15 protein-coding genes are annotated in these 16275 nt (G+C 62.5%); 9 read left to right on the top strand and 6 right to left on the bottom strand.

Annotation, left to right across the window (positions count from 1 at the left end):
- The first annotated feature begins 1 nt into the window (after position 1).
- The gene (kefC, locus tag AB4O09_RS12450) at positions 2-1828 is read left to right on the top strand and encodes a glutathione-regulated potassium-efflux system protein KefC (RefSeq protein WP_003203237.1); all 1827 of its coding nucleotides are present in this window, start codon (positions 2-4) and stop codon (positions 1826-1828) included.
- Positions 1829-1834: 6 nt separating this feature from the next.
- Here the strand turns inward: kefC and AB4O09_RS12445 are convergent, their stop codons facing one another.
- Complete coding sequence (locus AB4O09_RS12445; protein ID WP_003203240.1) at positions 1835-2803, bottom strand: GlxA family transcriptional regulator; 969 nt, start codon at positions 2801-2803, stop codon at positions 1835-1837.
- Positions 2804-2894: 91 nt separating this feature from the next.
- Here AB4O09_RS12445 and AB4O09_RS12440 point away from each other — a divergent pair, with 91 nt between their 5' ends.
- Positions 2895-3677 carry an MBL fold metallo-hydrolase gene (locus tag AB4O09_RS12440; protein ID WP_043042428.1) on the top strand — a complete coding sequence of 261 codons (783 nt, stop codon included), beginning with the start codon at positions 2895-2897 and terminating at the stop codon, positions 3675-3677.
- On the opposite strand, the gene AB4O09_RS12435 is transcribed toward AB4O09_RS12440, so the two are convergent.
- A complete protein-coding gene (locus tag AB4O09_RS12435; protein WP_003203245.1) occupies positions 3674-4537 on the bottom strand; it encodes an aldo/keto reductase family oxidoreductase in 864 nt (287 codons plus the stop codon). The genes AB4O09_RS12440 and AB4O09_RS12435 overlap by 4 nt on opposite strands.
- A 100-nt stretch (positions 4538-4637) precedes the next feature.
- Here AB4O09_RS12435 and AB4O09_RS12430 point away from each other — a divergent pair, with 100 nt between their 5' ends.
- From AB4O09_RS12430 to AB4O09_RS12410, 5 genes are all read left to right on the top strand, one after another.
- Positions 4638-5591, top strand: a complete 954-nt coding sequence (locus AB4O09_RS12430; RefSeq protein WP_060613973.1) for a LysR family transcriptional regulator — start codon at positions 4638-4640, stop codon at positions 5589-5591.
- 288 nt (positions 5592-5879) lie between these two features.
- Positions 5880-6563 (top strand): SOS response-associated peptidase family protein, encoded by a 684-nt coding sequence (locus AB4O09_RS12425; RefSeq protein WP_460108272.1) that lies wholly within the window; start codon positions 5880-5882, stop codon positions 6561-6563.
- Between the two features lie 17 nt (positions 6564-6580).
- Positions 6581-7459 carry an NmrA family NAD(P)-binding protein gene (locus AB4O09_RS12420; RefSeq protein ID WP_003203251.1) on the top strand — a complete coding sequence of 293 codons (879 nt, stop codon included), beginning with the start codon at positions 6581-6583 and terminating at the stop codon, positions 7457-7459.
- Between the two features lie 73 nt (positions 7460-7532).
- Positions 7533-7913, top strand: a complete 381-nt coding sequence (locus tag AB4O09_RS12415) for a RidA family protein (RefSeq protein ID WP_013693688.1) — start codon at positions 7533-7535, stop codon at positions 7911-7913.
- A 294-nt stretch (positions 7914-8207) separates the two neighbouring features.
- Entirely contained in the window at positions 8208-9971 is a 1764-nt protein-coding gene (locus tag AB4O09_RS12410) for an L-lactate permease (RefSeq protein ID WP_003203255.1), read from the top strand.
- 105 nt (positions 9972-10076) lie between these two features.
- On the opposite strand, the gene AB4O09_RS12405 is transcribed toward AB4O09_RS12410, so the two are convergent.
- Complete coding sequence (locus tag AB4O09_RS12405) at positions 10077-10412, bottom strand: hypothetical protein (protein ID WP_003203257.1); 336 nt, start codon at positions 10410-10412, stop codon at positions 10077-10079.
- Positions 10413-10658: 246 nt separating this feature from the next.
- Between AB4O09_RS12405 and AB4O09_RS12400 the strand changes: the two genes are divergently transcribed.
- Positions 10659-11315 carry a polysaccharide lyase family 7 protein gene (locus AB4O09_RS12400; RefSeq protein WP_027912009.1) on the top strand — a complete coding sequence of 219 codons (657 nt, stop codon included), beginning with the start codon at positions 10659-10661 and terminating at the stop codon, positions 11313-11315.
- Between the two features lie 24 nt (positions 11316-11339).
- On the opposite strand, the gene AB4O09_RS12395 is transcribed toward AB4O09_RS12400, so the two are convergent.
- The 3 genes from AB4O09_RS12395 to AB4O09_RS12385 form a co-directional block, all read right to left on the bottom strand.
- Positions 11340-12572 carry a nucleoside permease gene (locus tag AB4O09_RS12395; RefSeq protein ID WP_460108270.1) on the bottom strand — a complete coding sequence of 411 codons (1233 nt, stop codon included), beginning with the start codon at positions 12570-12572 and terminating at the stop codon, positions 11340-11342.
- 205 nt (positions 12573-12777) lie between these two features.
- Positions 12778-13890, bottom strand: a complete 1113-nt coding sequence (locus AB4O09_RS12390) for a sugar phosphate isomerase/epimerase family protein (protein ID WP_086006137.1) — start codon at positions 13888-13890, stop codon at positions 12778-12780.
- Entirely contained in the window at positions 13854-15029 is a 1176-nt protein-coding gene (locus AB4O09_RS12385; RefSeq protein WP_003203266.1) for a Gfo/Idh/MocA family protein, read from the bottom strand. Before AB4O09_RS12385 ends, AB4O09_RS12390 begins: the two co-directional genes overlap by 37 nt.
- 167 nt (positions 15030-15196) lie before the next feature.
- Here AB4O09_RS12385 and AB4O09_RS12380 point away from each other — a divergent pair, with 167 nt between their 5' ends.
- Positions 15197-16195, top strand: coding sequence for a LacI family DNA-binding transcriptional regulator (locus tag AB4O09_RS12380; RefSeq protein ID WP_043042424.1), 999 nt, complete (start codon positions 15197-15199; stop codon positions 16193-16195).
- The last annotated feature ends 80 nt before the right edge of the window (positions 16196-16275 follow it).

Here is a 16275-nt window from a genome sequence, read left to right as displayed (position 1 = left end):
AATGGAGACGCACAGCCTGATTGAAATGCTGATCTACCTGGCCTCGGCGACGCTGATCGTACCGATTGCCGTTCGGTTTGGCCTGGGTCCGGTATTGGGTTACCTGCTGGCCGGGTGCATCATCGGCCCATGGGGGCTGAAGCTGATTACCGACGTAAAGGCCATTCTGGAATTCGCTGAAATCGGCGTGGTGCTGATGCTGTTCATCATCGGCCTTGAGCTCGACCCCAAACGGCTCTGGGCCCTGCGCAAGATGGTGTTTGGTGGTGGCGCCCTGCAGATGCTCGCCTGTGGCGCTGCCATTGGCTTGTTCTGCACGGCCCTTGGCCTGAACTGGACGGCAGCGCTGCTGGTCGGCCTGACCCTGAGCCTCTCCTCCACGGCCATCGCCATGCAGGCGATGAGCGAACGCAACCTGACCGCCACCGCCGTCGGCCGCAGCAGCTTTGCCGTGCTGTTGTTCCAGGACATCGCGGCGATTCCGCTGGTGGCGATGATTCCGCTGTTGTCAGCCCACGGCGACACGCCTTCGGGCACGGCGTTGTTGCTATCGATTGGCAAAATCGTCGCCGCCATCGCCATCGTCGTGCTGTTGGGACGCTACGTGACACGGCCGCTGCTGCGCTTCGCGGCACGCTCAGGCTTGCGCGAGATATTCAGTGCCGTCGCGCTGTTCCTGGTGTTCGGCTTCGGCTTTCTGCTGGAAGAGGCCGGTTTGTCGATGGCCATGGGCGCGTTCCTCGCCGGGGTCCTGCTCGCCAGCTCCGAATACCGCCATGCCCTGGAAAGCGACATTGAGCCGTTCAAAGGCCTGCTGTTGGGCTTGTTCTTCATCGGTGTCGGCATGTCGATCGATTTCGGCACCCTGATCAACGCACCGCTGAAGGTCGTCACCCTGACGTTGGGTTTCATTCTGATCAAGCTGCTGGTGATCAAGATGGCGGGCCGGTTCCTCAACGTCCCCGCCGGCCAGCGCTCCTGGCAGGCGGTGTTGCTGGGCCAAGGCAGCGAGTTCGCCTTCGTGGTGTTTGGTGCGGCGACCGTGGCCGGCATCTTGACCGATCAATGGGGCAAGAGCCTGACCCTGGCGGTGGCCTTGTCCATGTGCCTGACGCCCTTGCTGATCGTGTTGCTGGATCGATTCGAGTCCGTTGCCAAGAAAAACAAACGCGAATCCGACCTCGTCGATCAGCAGAACCCACGGGTGATCATCGCCGGGTTCGGCCGTTTCGGGCAGATCGCCGGACGTCTGTTGATGTCTTGCGGCGTCGAGGTGGTGGTATTGGATCACGACCCGGACAACATCGAGACGCTGCGCAAGTTCGGCGTGAAAGTCTTTTATGGCGATGCCACGCGCCTCGACTTGTTGCATGCAGCAGGCGCGGCCCAAGCGGTGGTGCTGATCAATGCGATCGACGATCGGGAAGACAATCTGACGCTGACCCGACTGGCCCAGGAGCACTTCCCTGCGTTGCAGTTGATCGTGCGGGCGCGGGACATGGGCCACCTCATCACCCTGCGGCAGATGGGCGTGGAGGCGGCCGAGCGGGAAACCTTCGAGAGCGCGCTGTCATTGGGTCGCAGTGCGCTGGAGCACATGGGCGTCGGGGCTTACGAAGCGCGCGAGCGGGCTGACCAGTTCCGACGGCTGAACCTCAAGATGCTGGAGGAAATCGTCGCCCAGCCGGAAGATGACCTCAAGTTCCGCCACGATGCCTACCGGCGCGCCAATGCGCTGCTCACGGACATGTTCAACGAAGACCGTGCCCGCCCCGTCGACAACTGGCAGGAACATCATCGCAACGAAACGGAAAAGACGGCCGGTTGACCGGCGTCACACACGCCCGAACTTGCGCCGGTACACCACCGGCGTCAGCCCGGTCAGCGCCTTGAACATACGCTGCAAATTGGAACTGCTGCTGAAACCCAGCTCGGCGCCGATGCTGGCGAGAGGCAGCGCCGTCAACGTCAGGCGTTCGCTGACCTGGTTCAACTTGATGCGCCGGGCGTAGGCCGCGACAGTCTCACCCGTTTCACGGCTGACCTTGCGTGCCAACGTGCGCTCGGACACCGCCAGTTCGCTTGCCAGGGCCTGGACGGTGACCCGCTCGGCCGGCATCTGTTCGATCAACCCATGCAAGTGCCGCAACCATCCGCTGGGTTGCTCGATCAGGGCAGTGCCCTGGAACGCCGCATGGGGAATGGCCGGGCGCGGCAGCACCATGAGCCGCGTGATATCGCGCAGTACGTCGCTGCTGACGCTGCGTTCGATGAGCTTTTCGGCGATGGGCAGGTAGCCGTTCACCCCGGACGCGGTCGCCGTGCGCTCGTTGAACACGCAGTTCTGCTCGCTTTGCCAGTGGACTTTTCGATACTGCTGCTGCATCGCCTGCGCCAGCCACCAGGTCACTGTCGCGCCCTGCCCGTCCAATCGACCGGCGGCGGCCAGCAGGCAGACACCGGTGCAATAGGACCAGAGCTGAAGCGATCGGGCATGCTTGGACAGCGCGCTCACGAGGGCTGTCTGTTCAGCCAACACCGCATTCACCTGCTCGGCCGATTCGGCCCAGAAGCCAGGAACCAGAACGGCATCCAAACCCGCGCTGCCCAACACCGCTTCCGCCTGCAGGGCCACGCCATGGGCACATACCACCGGCCCGGCCTGCAACGCGATGTAGCGAGCCTCGAACAGCACCCGCCCTCTTCTGCGGTTGGCGGCATGCAGCAGATCGGCGAACGCGAACAGGCCCGCGGGCATGCAGCCGGGAAACAGGAGCAGACCGACTCGAAGTTTTTTGATCATGGCTGGAAACGAATCAAAGATGTCAGATCCGGCCATTATGCACATGGGAAAGGATCGGCACCATGAAGCGCTCGCTCAACAGGAACGCCTCATGAACATCCAGCAGATCCGTAACGCCACGATCATTCTTGAATTCGGCCCGTATCGCGTGCTCGTCGACCCGATGCTGGCTGGCAAGGGCACGCTGCCGCCGCTCCGACTGTTTGGTGCCACGCAGCGTAATCCGCTGGTGGCGCTTCCGGCCTCGACAGCGAAGGACCTCGATACGGTCACCCATTGCTTGATCACCCACTGTCAGAAAGGCCATTTCGACCATCTGGATCGCGCAGCCAAGCAGTGGCTGAGGGAAAAACAGATCCCGGTCATCTGCACACCCCATGACGCCCCCTACCTCACCAAGCGTGGCCTGAATGTCCAACCACTGGCCAAGGCGCATGACCAACCCAACCCATTCCTGGGCGGCACTATTCGCTCCGTTCGATGCACCCATGGGCTGGGTCTGGTGGGCAAGCTGATGGAGCATGGCGTCGGCTACCTGATCGAGCTGCCCGGCGAACCGAGCGTCTACCTCACCGGCGATACCGTGCTCACCCCCACCGTGTGCAAATTCGTCTTGCGACACCAACCGCAGGTCAGCGTAGTTCCGGCAGGCGGGGCACGGTTCGATATCGGCGGCGACATCATCATGGGCATCGACGAGACACTGGAGTTCACTCGTTTATCTCGCGGGACCGTGGTGGCCAATCACCTGGAAGCGATCAGCCACTGCCCGACGACACGCAAAGCCCTTGCCGAAGCAGCCGCGCTGGCCGGTGTCGCAGGCCGGTTGTTGATACCGAAAGATGGCGAGACGTTGGTCTTTCGGGCGGCCTAGGCCAACCCGTCCAACTCGGCCAGCATCGGCGCAGGGATCTTCAGCTCACTCGCAGTGAGGTTTTCCCGCAGATGCGCCAACGACGACGTACCGGGAATCAGCAGGATATTCGGCGCCCGTTGCAGTAACCACGCCAGAGCCACGCACAGCGGTGATGCCTGCAGGCGCGTCGCCACGCTGGAAAGGGTTTCCGATTGCAGCGGTGTGAAGCCACCCAGGGGGAAGAACGGCACGTAGGCGATGCCCTGCCGGCCCAGGTCAGCGATGAGTTGTTCGTCGTCGCGATGAGTCAAGTTGTAGTGGTTCTGCACACAGATCACCTGGGCAATGCCCTGGGCCTGCTTGACCTGCGCGGCCGTGACGTTGCTCAGGCCCAGGTGACGGATAAGGCCCTGGCGCTGCAGCTCGGCCAGTGTCGTGAACGACTCTTCGATGGAGTCTTCGGTGGGCGAATGCAGGTCGCCCCACACCCTGAGGTTGACCACGTCCAATACCTCCACGCCCAGGTTGCGCAGATTGTCGTGGACCGCACGGGTCAACTCGGCTGGGCTGTGGGCCGGGTTCCAGGACGCGTCGGCACCGCGAACAGCGCCGACCTTGGTGACGATGACCAAGTCTTGGGCGTAAGGGTGCAGCGCTTCGCGGATCAGCTGGTTGGTGACATGGGGCCCGTAGAAATCGGCGGTGTCGATGTGGTTGACCCCGCTCGCCACTGCTTCGCGCAGCACGGCGATGGCGGCCGCCGGATCTTTGGGCGGCCCGAAGACCTGGGGCCCCGCCAACTGCATCGCGCCGTAACCCATGCGATTGACCGCGCGATCGCCCAGTAAGAAGTTGCCTGCCTTGCCTGCAATGTTCATCTCGTCGCCCTCGGATCAATGTGAGTGGGCCGACTATAGGCGTTGACCATTCCCTTGATAATCAGGTGCAATCAGCACGGGTTGTACGGCGGAGAGAACAATGGCAACGGATATTCAAGACTTGCTGGCCTTTGTGGCCGTGGTCAATGCGAAGGGCTTTCGTGAAGGTGCGCGGCTGAGCGGCAAGTCCGCGTCGAGCCTCAGCGATGCCGTACGCCGGATGGAAAGCCGGCTCGGTGTACGCCTGCTCAACCGTACCACCCGCAGCGTGGTCCCGACCGAGGCCGGTGCGCGGTTGATGGAACGCATCGTCCCGGCCCTGGGCGAGGTAGAGGCGGCGATGGACGTGGTCAACGACTTTCGCGACCGTCCTTCGGGCACCCTCAGGTTGAACGTGCCGGTCAGCGCCGCCCGGCTGGTGTTGCCGGCGATCATCACGCCGTTCCTGAAAAGCTACCCCGACATCCGCCTGGAAGTGGTCACCGAAGAAAGTTTCGTCGACATGCTCGCGGCGGGCTGTGACGCCGGCATTCGCTACGACGAGCGCCTGGAGCAGGACATGATCGCCATTCCCATCGGCCCACGGTTCCAGCGCTTTGCAACGGCCGCTTCACCGGCCTACCTCGACGCCAGGGGCCGCCCCGAGCATCCACGGGACCTGCTTGGGCATGCCTGCCTGACGGGCAAGTTTCCCAGCGGCGCCCTGCCCCTGTGGGAATATGAACGTGACGGCGAAACGATGAGCGTCGACCCGAGCGGCCCGTTGATCGTGCGTATTGGCGGCGCGATGGACCTGGCGGTACAGGCTGCGGTGGATGGGCTGGGCATTGTCCATCTGTTCGAGGACTGGTTGCGGCCCTACCTGGACAGCGGCGCCCTCGAACCGGTACTCGAACCCTGGTGGCAGCGCTTTACCGGACCGTTCCTCTACTACCCCGGCCGCCGCTACCTGCCCTCGCCGCTGAGGGCTTTTGTGGATTTCATCCATGCACAACAGCGTGGGAGCGAGCCTGCTCGCGATGGCGTCAGCACAGCCAACCTCCCCGCAAGCTGATACACCGCTATCGCGAGCAGGCTCGCTCCCACAGGGGTTCGGCTGCGTAGCTAAAATCCTGCCCCACCACAAATCCATTGTGGGAGCGAGCCTGCTCGCGATGGCGGTCATGCATTCACCCCTTTGCCCGCTCGTCTCCCCGCCGCAAGGATTTTCGAACCAAGCCATTCGCCACGGCTCGGACCTACATGACACCGCTGAAAGCCACGATGACGCGCTTCGACCGTCACGGCCTGAACGGCGGGCACATCGGGAATGCTTTGCGTTTCACTGCCGGGAGTTTTCGTTATGTGTGACAGTCTTGTTCAACACGTTTCTTCAAAAGACTCCCTGGCGTATTTCGCCCAGCGAGACACGCCCGGCAGCCGTTTCGATGCAAGCGTGACGCCCCTGGACCTGCACGTGACAACGCCGCCCAAGGCCCAGGACCGCCAGAGCCTGATCAAGCCAGACATGCAGGTCAGCGCCATTCGTCGTCGCGGTGGGCACCTGGAGTGCATCAAGGTTCGCTGGGGTTGGTCGCCGATCTGGTCGGTCGGAACGATGCCGCCGCTGACCCATCTGCCCTTGCATCTGGTGATGCGCTCCAAGGTCTTCGATCCCATCAAGCACGAGGGCCGCGTACTGGTCGCCGTGGAGGGTTGGTATGAGTCGCAAGCCCCCGACTCGCCCTCCCAGGCGCAACGCCTCACCTACACCACTTCGCGGCAATCGGCGCCAATCTTCCTGGCCGCCCTGGCCCAGGCCAGCGAGACCCCGTTTGGCTGTGACGGGCTGGCCCTGGTGACGTATGGCGACATCGTCAACCAGCAGCAGCGGGTCCTGGCCTTCAGCGCCGACGATGCGCTCGACTGGCTGGAGCCCGCGCTGGGATGGGAACAGGCACAACAGCTGGCCGCACGCCTGAACAGCGCGCAACCGCACCTTGAAGCGGAAATGACAACCCAGCGTCCGGCCCAGGGCGGACTTTGACTTTGGGAGATAAAGCCATGTACGTGATCATGGGCGCCACAGGCCACGTTGGTTCGGCCACGGCCCGAGCCTTGCTGGCGCCAGGGCATGCCGTGACTATCTTGACCCGCAACGCCACCCACGCCACCGAATGGCACGCCAGGGGCGCTCAAATCGTCGAAGCGGACGCCGAAAACGTCGAGTCGCTGCGCGCCGCCTTTCGGCTCGGGCGCAGGGCGTTCATTCTCAACCCGCCGGCGGCTCCCAGTACCGATACCGATGCGGTGGAACGGCGCACGGTCGCCAACATCCTGGCTGCCCTCGACGGATCGGGCCTTGAGAAAATCGTCGTGCAATCCACCGCCGGCGCCCAGCCTGGCGAGCGTATCGGCGATCTCAGCGTCTTGTGGGAATTGGAAGAAGGGCTGAGCAACCAGTCGATCCCGGCGGCGATCAATCGCGGGGCTTATTACATGAGCAACTGGGACAGCCTGCTCGATACCGTGCGCGAGACCGGCAAGCTGCCCACGCTGTTTCCAGCCGACCTGGCCTTCCCCATGGTTGCGCCCCGGGACCTGGGCGAAGTGGCGGCCGCGCGGTTGCTATCGTCGGTTGATGACATTGGCGTGCGTAACGTGCAGGGACCTCGCCTGTACTCGCCCAACGATGTGGCGCAGGCATTTTCCCAGGCGCTCGGCCGGCCGGTCGAGGTGCACGTGATACCCAGGGACCAATGGGAAAGCACCTTCCAAAGCCTCGGCTTCAGCCTCGCTGCGGCGCAATCCTATGCGCGCATGAGCGCCGTCAGCCTCGACAGCGGCTTCGACGTGGGCGACGACGCCTTGCACGGCACCACGACGCTTGAGGCCTACATCCAGGCGCTGGTGCAAAACAACGGGCTGGGAGCGCACGGATAAAGGAATGCAGGAACGGCGCAGCAATGGACGGTAAACTGCGGCGGTCTTTTTCTTTTCCAGCATGAGGCTTTGCATGAGCAACCCAGACATTACGTTTATTCCAGATCCGGATGCGGACTCCATTTCCTCCGACGTCGCCGGTTTCGGCGGCCTGCTGGTTTCCACGCAAATCCCCACCCACGCCGACGGCAGCCTGGAACTGGGCGACATCACCCGGCAGAGCGAATGCACGCTGCAAGCCCTCAAGACCGCCCTGGAGGGCGCCGGCAGCTCCATGGATCGGGTCCTGCACCTGACCATCTACCTGACCGACATGGCTGACCGCGCCGCTTTCAACGAGGTCTACAAACGCTTCTTCGCCAAACCCTGGCCGGTTCGTGCCGCCGTGGGCGTGGCGGCGCTGGCGGTTGAAGGGATGAAAGTGGAAGTGACAGCGATGGCGGCGAAGGGCTGAGCGAGCCCACTGCCTAGAAGCGGAACGCGGAGCGTGAGGAACGATCTTCCGCAGCTCCCGCAACCTGATCGTTCCCACGCTCTGCGTGGAAATGCATCCCGTGACGCTCTGCGTCACATCCCAGAATCGGAACGCGGAGCGTCCCTGGCGGCATTCCCACGCGGAGCGTGGGAACGATCGACTGGAGTATGCCTGGCTATTCCTGGACCAATCCCCTCCCCCAATCCCCGCCTATACTTCTTTGCCAATCCCCCCGGGGCCTGCACTTCCAACAATAAAAAGCAGAGGTGGAACATGGTCTGGCAACAAGTCTACGATCCCTTCGGTAATGCGGTGCTGTCGACGCTCCTGGCGGCGGTTCCCGTGGTGGTGATGCTGGCGTCCCTGGCGTTCTTTCATGTCAAGGCACACCTGGCGGCGTTGATGGCCCTGGCCTCGGCCTTGCTGATCGCGATCTTCGCCTTCGGCATGCCCGCCGGCATGGCCGGTTCGGCGGCACTTTACGGCGCGGCCAACGGGCTGCTGCCCATTGGCTGGATCGTCCTCAACATCATTTTCCTGCACCGGCTGACCACCGAGAATGGCTCGTTCAAGGTCTTGCAGGATTCCCTCGCACGCATTACCGACGACCGACGCCTGCAATTGCTGCTGATCGCGTTTTGCTTCGGTGCGTTCTTCGAAGGCGCGGCGGGTTTCGGCACGCCGGTGGCGGTGACCGGGGCGATCCTGATCGGGCTGGGCTTCTCCCCCTTGGCCGCCTCGGGCCTGGCGCTGATCGCCAATACCGCGCCCGTGGCGTTCGGCGCCCTGGGTACGCCGATCATCACCCTGGCCAAGGTTACCGGGCTGGATGAAATGGAGTTGTCGATGATGGTCGGTCGGCAGTTGCCGTTTTTTTCGGTGATCGTGCCGTTCTGGTTGATCTGGGCGTTTGCCGGGTGGCGCAAGATGCTGGAGATCTGGCCGGCGATTCTGGTGGCCGGTGTCAGCTTCGCCATCCCGCAGTTCCTGGTGTCGAACTACCACGGGCCGATGCTGGTGGATGTGATTGCCGCGCTGATTTCCATGGCCTGCCTCACCGGCTTTCTAAAGGTCTGGAAACCGGCCACGGTGCACACGTCCGCAGCGTTGTCGGGACGGGTCGATGATTCGAAAATCGACGCCAGCGAAGATGAAAAACCGCAGGCCAGCGCCACCTTTTCCAGTGATGCGCGACCAGCTGTGCTGCGGGCCTGGATGCCGTGGATCATCCTCACAGTATTCGTGTTCGCCTGGGGCACCCAGAGTTTCAAGAACCTGTTCGATACCCGCCCGGCGCTGGACCCGCAGACCCAATCGGCCAAGCTCGACCCCCAAGGCAAGCCGATGCGTGAGGCCAACCCGATCTTCTCGCCCCTGGTGACCTTCGGCACCATCCACCAGCAGATCGAAAAAGTCCCGCCCGTGGTGCCCCAGCCTAAAACCGAGGAAGCGGTCTACAAGTTCAACTGGTTCACCGCCACCGGCAGCGGCATCTTCCTGGCGGCGATTCTCGGTGGCTTGCTGATGGGCTATTCCATCCCGCAACTGCTGCACCACTACCTGCGAACGCTCTGGGTGGTGCGCTACTCGCTGATTACCATCGTGGCGATGCTGGCCCTGGGGTTTCTCACGCGCTACTCAGGCCTGGACGCGACCATGGGCCTGGCCTTCGCCGCTACGGGCATTTTCTACCCCATGTTCGGCACCTTGCTGGGCTGGCTCGGCGTGGCGCTGACCGGTTCGGACACGGCGTCCAATGTGCTGTTCGGTGGTTTGCAACGGGTGACAGCGGAACAGTTGGGGATCAGCCCGGTGTTGATGGCTGCGGCCAACAGTTCCGGCGGGGTCATGGGCAAGATGGTCGACGCCCAGTCGATCGTGGTCGCCTCCACCGCCACCCGTTGGTACGGTCACGAAGGCGAGATCCTGCGCTACGTGTTTTTCCACTCGGTGGTGCTGGCGATTCTGGTGGGCGGGCTGGTGACGTTGCAGGCGTATGTGGCGCCGTTCAGTCATATGGTGGTGGGAGGACGCTAACAGGAATATTGATCGTTCCCAGGCTCCCGCGTGGGAATGCATCCACTGACGCTCTGCGTCACGCTTAACGGAACGCGGAGCGTGGGAACGATCAAAACAACGGTGTTACTGAACGTTTTTCAGCTTGACCACATCACCAGACACCGAGGTGGTGTAGCCGGTCAGGACCCAGGCCCAGAACCAGTTTTCCTGGACTTGGGTGTTGATCATGGCGTCGCCGCCCTTGGCCTTGATCGCCGCGTCCTGGGCACGCACGAAACGGTTGTTCTGGCGAATCGGGATCACGCCGAACAGCAGCAGGCCGGTGGCCTTGGCTTCGCTGTGGCCGACAACGGTGTATTGGCTGCTGTCGTATTGCTGGGTTTTCATCGGGGTGCCGGTGCAACCCGCCAGGGCCAGGCCGAACAGTGCGCAGGCGACAACTTTGCTGATGTGATTCATTGAATACTCCATGAGAAAACGCCCGGGATCCGTCTCTCGGGCGGCGCGTACTCTAACCGATCAGCAACAAATTGACATACGATAATCCGCCCTATTCAGCGCCTGGAAGGCTCATCGCAGAGCCATCCGTCAGTTGCGCCTCCAGCGAAGCAGGCCCTCGTCGATAACATGAAAACTGCGCCACGGAAGGCAGTTCTTGCCTTGACGGCCGATAGGTAACGGCCGGTCCCGTTGGAGGGTTTTATCATGATTGACCTGACTGTCTGGAACATTACCCTGCCCGTGCAAACGCCGGCGCAGGTCGTGGCGACCAAAGCCATGCCGACTCTGAAAAACAAGTACTTCGACAACAACGGCCAGCGGATCGTCTTCTGGGCGCCGGTCACTGGCTCCCATACCGGTAAAAGCGAATACCCGCGCTCGGAACTGCGGGAAACCGGCAAAGACGGAAAGCTGCGCAACTGGCGCTACAACAGCGGCACCAACACCCTCAAGGGCGAGCTGTCGGTGAACCAGGTGCCTTCCGAAGGCCGCGTGGTAGTGGCACAGATTCACGCCAAGGACGCGCCGACGCCGTTGTTGAAGCTGGTATATCGCTACGAAAAGGGTACCGGCAATATCGACGTGGAATACCGGATCAAGCCCAAGGACAAGAAGAGCCCGGTGATCTACACCGTGCCCAAGGTGCCGTTGAACAAATCCTTCTCGTACACGCTGCAAATGGACAAGCAAGGCCAGCTCTCGGTGCTGATCGGCAACAGTGGCAAACAGGTGAAGCTGGACAAGTCCTGGCAAGGCTACGACTTCTATTTCAAGGCCGGCGTCTACACCTTGGACAACAAAGGCTATTCCAACGAAGGCGGAAAAGTGACCTACACCAAACTGGACGTCAGCCACAAATGACTGACGCCCAGCCCTGCTTGTGCTTCAGGCCTTTGATGGCGCACTAACCGCCTGCCGGCCGCTGAAGGAAAACAGGAAACAGGCGAACACCAGCAACGCGAACCCGGCCGGGAACAGCCAGATGCTTTTCCAATCGTGGCCGCCCTCCAGGACAAAGTGATCGGTCACCTGCCCCGCGACCCAGAAGCCGATCAGCATCCCCACACCATAGGTCGCCAGGGTAATCAGGCCCTGGGCCGAACTGCGCAAATGCTTCGGCGCCTTGGCATCGGTGTAGATCTGCCCCGAGACAAAAAAGAAGTCATAACAGATGCCGTGCAGGGCAATGCCGGTGAACAGCATGAACGCCAGGTCGCCGTTATTGCCGTAGGCGAACAACAGGTAGCGCAGCGCCCACGCCAACATGCCCACCAACAGCGCCAGCTTGATGCCGAAGCGTTGGATGAACAGCGGCAACAGCAACATGAACAACACTTCCGAGACCTGCCCGATGGCCATCTTCGCCGTCGGGTTGGTCATGCCGGTTTCGGCCAGGAACGGGTTGGCATTCTGGTAATAAAAGGCCAAGGGAATGCAGATCAGGATCGAGGCGATGAAGAACACCAGGTAGCTGCGGTCCTTCAACAGACCCAATGCATCCAAGCCCAACAACTGCTTGATGCCGCCACCGCTCGCCTGCTCTTGGAACGGCGCCGTGGCCGGCAGCGTGAAACTGTAGAGCCCCAGGACCAGGGAAGCGATGGCCGCCATCAGGAAGGTATTGCGCAAACCGCCTACAGAGATCGCTTCACGCGAATCCCAGGCGAACACAAAACTGATCACCACGCCCGCGACGATCCAGCCAATCGTGCCCCACACCCGGATGCGCGAGAACTCCAGCGCCGGGTCGCGCATTTGCCGGAACGCCACGGAATTGACCAGGGCCAGCGTCGGCATGTAGACCACCATGTACGCCAGCACATACGGGTAGAACACGCTGAAGTCCGCCGCCGAATACAGCTGATACAGCAACGCCGCGCCCAGCAGGTGCAACACCGCCAGGATCCGTTCGGCATTGAAGTAGCGGTCGGCGATCAGGCCGATGACAAACGGCGCAATGATCGCCCCCCACGACTGAGTGGAAAACGCCATGCCGATCTGCCCGCCGCTGGCGCCCAGCGTGCTGGAGAGAAAAGTCCCCAGGGTGACGAACCAGCCACCCCAGATAAAGAACTGCAGGAACATCATCACGCTGAGGCGTGCGTTCATCGTGGTCATGACAGTCACCGTTTTATTGTTGTTCTTGTGAAGAAAGAAAAAACGCACCGCTTTTGTTGCAAAGGGATTTACCTCCACTGTGGGAGCAAGGCTTGCCCGCGATGGCCGCGCCACGGTCTAACCGTTGAACCGCGTTTTCGTTCATCGCGGGCAAGCCTTGCTCCCACACCGGGTTTCCTCGCCACAGGTTTTTGGGTTGGGCCGGCTACCTCAACAGGCCCAGCAACCGCCGGTTGGAGTCTTCATCCGCCGTTACACCAGCAAAATCGTCGAAAGCCTTGCGCGTCTTGCTGATCATGTGCCGCTGGATGAACGCAGCGCCTTCTGCGGCGCCCTGTTGCGAATCCTTCAGGCAACACTCCCATTCCAGGACCGCCCAACCGCTGAAATCGTATTGGGTCAATTTGCTGAAGATCGATTTGAAATCGATCTGGCCATCGCCCAACGAACGGAACCGCCCGGGCCGATCGACCCAGCCCTGGTAACCGCCGTACACCCCGGAACGGGCGTCGGGGCGGAACTCGGCGTCCTTGACGTGGAACATGCGGATGCGCGCGTGGTAGCGATCGATGAAACCCAGGTAGTCCATCTGTTGCAGCAGCAGATGGCTGGGGTCATAGAGGATCGCCGCCCGCGGGTGATGATCGACGGCCTCCAGGAAGCGCTCGAACGAGGCCCCGTCGTGGAGGTCTTCGCCGGGGTGGATTTCGTAGCACAGGTCCACCCCCGCCGCGTCGAAGCAGTCGAGAATCGGCAACCAGCGCCGCGCCAGTTCGGCGAACCCTTGCTCCACCAGGCCTGTCGGACGTTGCGGCCATGGGTAGAGATACGGCCACAGCAGCGCGCCGGAAAACGTTGCATGAGCCTTCAGCCCCAACCGCTGGCTGGCGCGGGCGGCCAGCTTGAGTTGCTCGATCGCCCACTCGGTACGTGCCTGGGGCTGGCCGCGCAGATGGGCCGGGGCGAAGTCGTCGAACAGCGCGTCGAACGCCGGGTGCACCGCCACCAACTGGCCTTGCAGGTGCGTCGATAACTCGCTGATCTCGACACCGGCCTGGGCACAGGTGGCCTTGAGCTCGTCGCAATAATCCTGGCTCTCGGCGGCCCGGGCCAGGTCGATGTATTGGGTGCCCGACGTCGGTAGTTGAATGGCCTTGTAGCCTTGCGACGCCGCCCACTGGGCGATGTTGGCCAGGGTGTCGAACGGCGCTTCGGCGGACATGAATTGCGCCAGGAAAATGCCTGGGCCACGCAGGCCGTTCGGTGTCTTGTCGAGGGTATTCACAACAGGGATGCTCCGGTTTGCACGGCGGTCCATTTCGCGTCGCCACGGTGATTGAGGATGGCGGCCTCGATAAATGCCATGCCACGCAAACCGGTCTCGATGCCGGGCACGCCAGGGACGTCAGGGCCTTCGACATGGTTGCGAATGGCCTGGGCGAAATCGCCGTAGAGGTTGGCCATGGCCTCCAGGTAGCCCTCGGGATGGCCGGCCGGCAGGCGCATGCGCCGCGTGGCCGCCGCGCACAGCCACGGCTGGCCGACACCGCTACGCAAGATGCGCAGGGGTTGGTCAAAGGCGCGATGGATCAGGCTCGCCGGTTCTTCCTGGCGCCACTCCAAGGCGCCCTTGTCGCCGTAGACGCGAATCTTCAGCGGGTTCTCTTCGCCAGTGCAGACCTGGCTTGCGATCAACGCGCCGCTGGCACCGCTCGCCATCTTGAACAGCATCGCGGCGTCGTCATCCAATTGTCGGCCCGGGACGTGCGTACCCAAGACGGCGCATAGTTGTTGGATAGGCTGGTCTGCGACGAACTCGGCCAGGGAAAACGCGTGGGTGCCGATGTCGCCGATGCAACCGCCCAGGCCGGACTGCCCGGGGTCATCACGCCACTCCGCCTGCTTATTACCCTGAGCGGCGACATCCTGGCTGAGCCAGCCTTGGGGGTACTCGACCAGCACTTTGCGCACCTGGCCGATCTCGCCCGAACGCACCATCTCCCGGGCCTGCCAAACCATGGGATAGCCCAGGTAGGTGTGGGCCAGGCCGTAGAGGCAACGGCTGCCTTGCAGCACGTCCCTGAGGGCCAGCAACTCGTTGAGGTCCAGCGCGGCGGGTTTCTCGCTGAACACATGGAAACCGGCTTTCAAGGCCTGGCTGGCGATAGGCGCATGGAGGTGATTGGGCGTGACGATCACCAGCAGTTCCATGCGCTGATCCAGAGGCAGCAGCGCTTCGGTGTCGAGCATCTGCTGCCAGTCGTGGTAGCAACGGGACGCTGGCAGGCCCAGGGCCGCGCCGGTCTGCCGAGTGTTGTGAGGATCGCGGCTGAATGCGCCGCAGACCAGTTCGAAACCGCCGTCCAGGCCCGCGGCCTGACGGTGGGCCTGGCCGATGAACGCGCCCTCTCCACCGCCGACGAAGCCCATTCTTATTTTCGGTGCTACAGGATTCATCGCGATTGTCTTCCTGTGAGGATGATGATGTAACCGGTTACATCATGGCGGAAATCTAGGCTCAGTTTTCCTGCGTGTCAAACCCCACGAGGTCACGCATGAACATTTGTGAGGCGCTCAACCTGCGGTAAGCTCCCCAACCGTAGCCCCTGCCCCCCGAGGTGATTTTGTCCAACATTCGTGAAGTGGCCCGGCTGGCCGGTGTGTCGGTGGCCACGGTGTCCAGAACCCTGAAATCGCCCGAACGGGTGCTTCCCGAGACGCGGGACAAGGTCAACGCGGCGGTGGAACAGGCCGGCTATCGGCCCAACCTGATGGCGGTGCAATTTCGCTCCCGGCGCACCGGCAACCTGGTGATCCTGGTGCCGACCATCGCCAACACGTTTTTCGCCCGGGTCATCAGCGGCGCGCAGCAGGCCGCGCAGGCGGCGGGTTATCGATTGCTGCTGTGCGACACCCAGGGTCGCGCGCAGATCGAGCGTGAATTTGCCGCGCTGGTCTACGCCCACCAGGCCGACGGGGTGATCCAGTTACGCGCCAGCGATCCTTTCGAATCGATGCCCGCAGGCACTGAAAGCCTGCCGCTGGTCAACGCCTGCGAAGTGGTCAAGAACGCCCCCTACCCGACCATCAGCCTCGACAACCGGGCCGCCGCCCAGGCCATGACCGAGCACCTGATCGGCCTCGGCCATCGCCGCATCGGCATCATCAAGGGACCGCGCAGCAGCCCCTTGACCCTGGACCGCGTGGCCGGCTACCAGGATGCCCTGAGCCAGGCCGGTATCGCCGTCGACCCAAACCTGATCTGCCATGGCGACTTCACCTTGAAGGCCGGTGATGACGGCGCCGGCGCGATGTTGGCGCTGGTCGACCGGCCCAGTGCGCTGTTTTGTGAAAACGACGAGATGGCCATCGGCGCACTCAGGCGCATCAAGCAAATGGGCCTGCGGGTGCCCGAGGATATTTCCCTGGTGGGGTTTGACGACATCCCGTTCGCCGCCTATTGCGACCCGCCCCTGACCACCATTGCGCAACCTGCCGAAGCGTTTGGTCAAAAAGCGGTAGAGATGCTGATTGCCCTGATCGAGAAAAAGCCGATTGCCGAACGGCATGTGGTGTTGCCGTTTGAGTTGACGGTGCGAGGCAGTACGGCGCCCCTGGCATAACCACAAAAACCTCCTGACCACGGCTCGACTCGCCACCGCCCCCGTTTGAACTACAGTGGAAAGACTCTGCATACAGCCAT

This window comes from Pseudomonas sp. H1_F01, from assembly GCF_054681425.1.
This window is presented reverse-complemented; position numbering and strand designations above follow the sequence as displayed.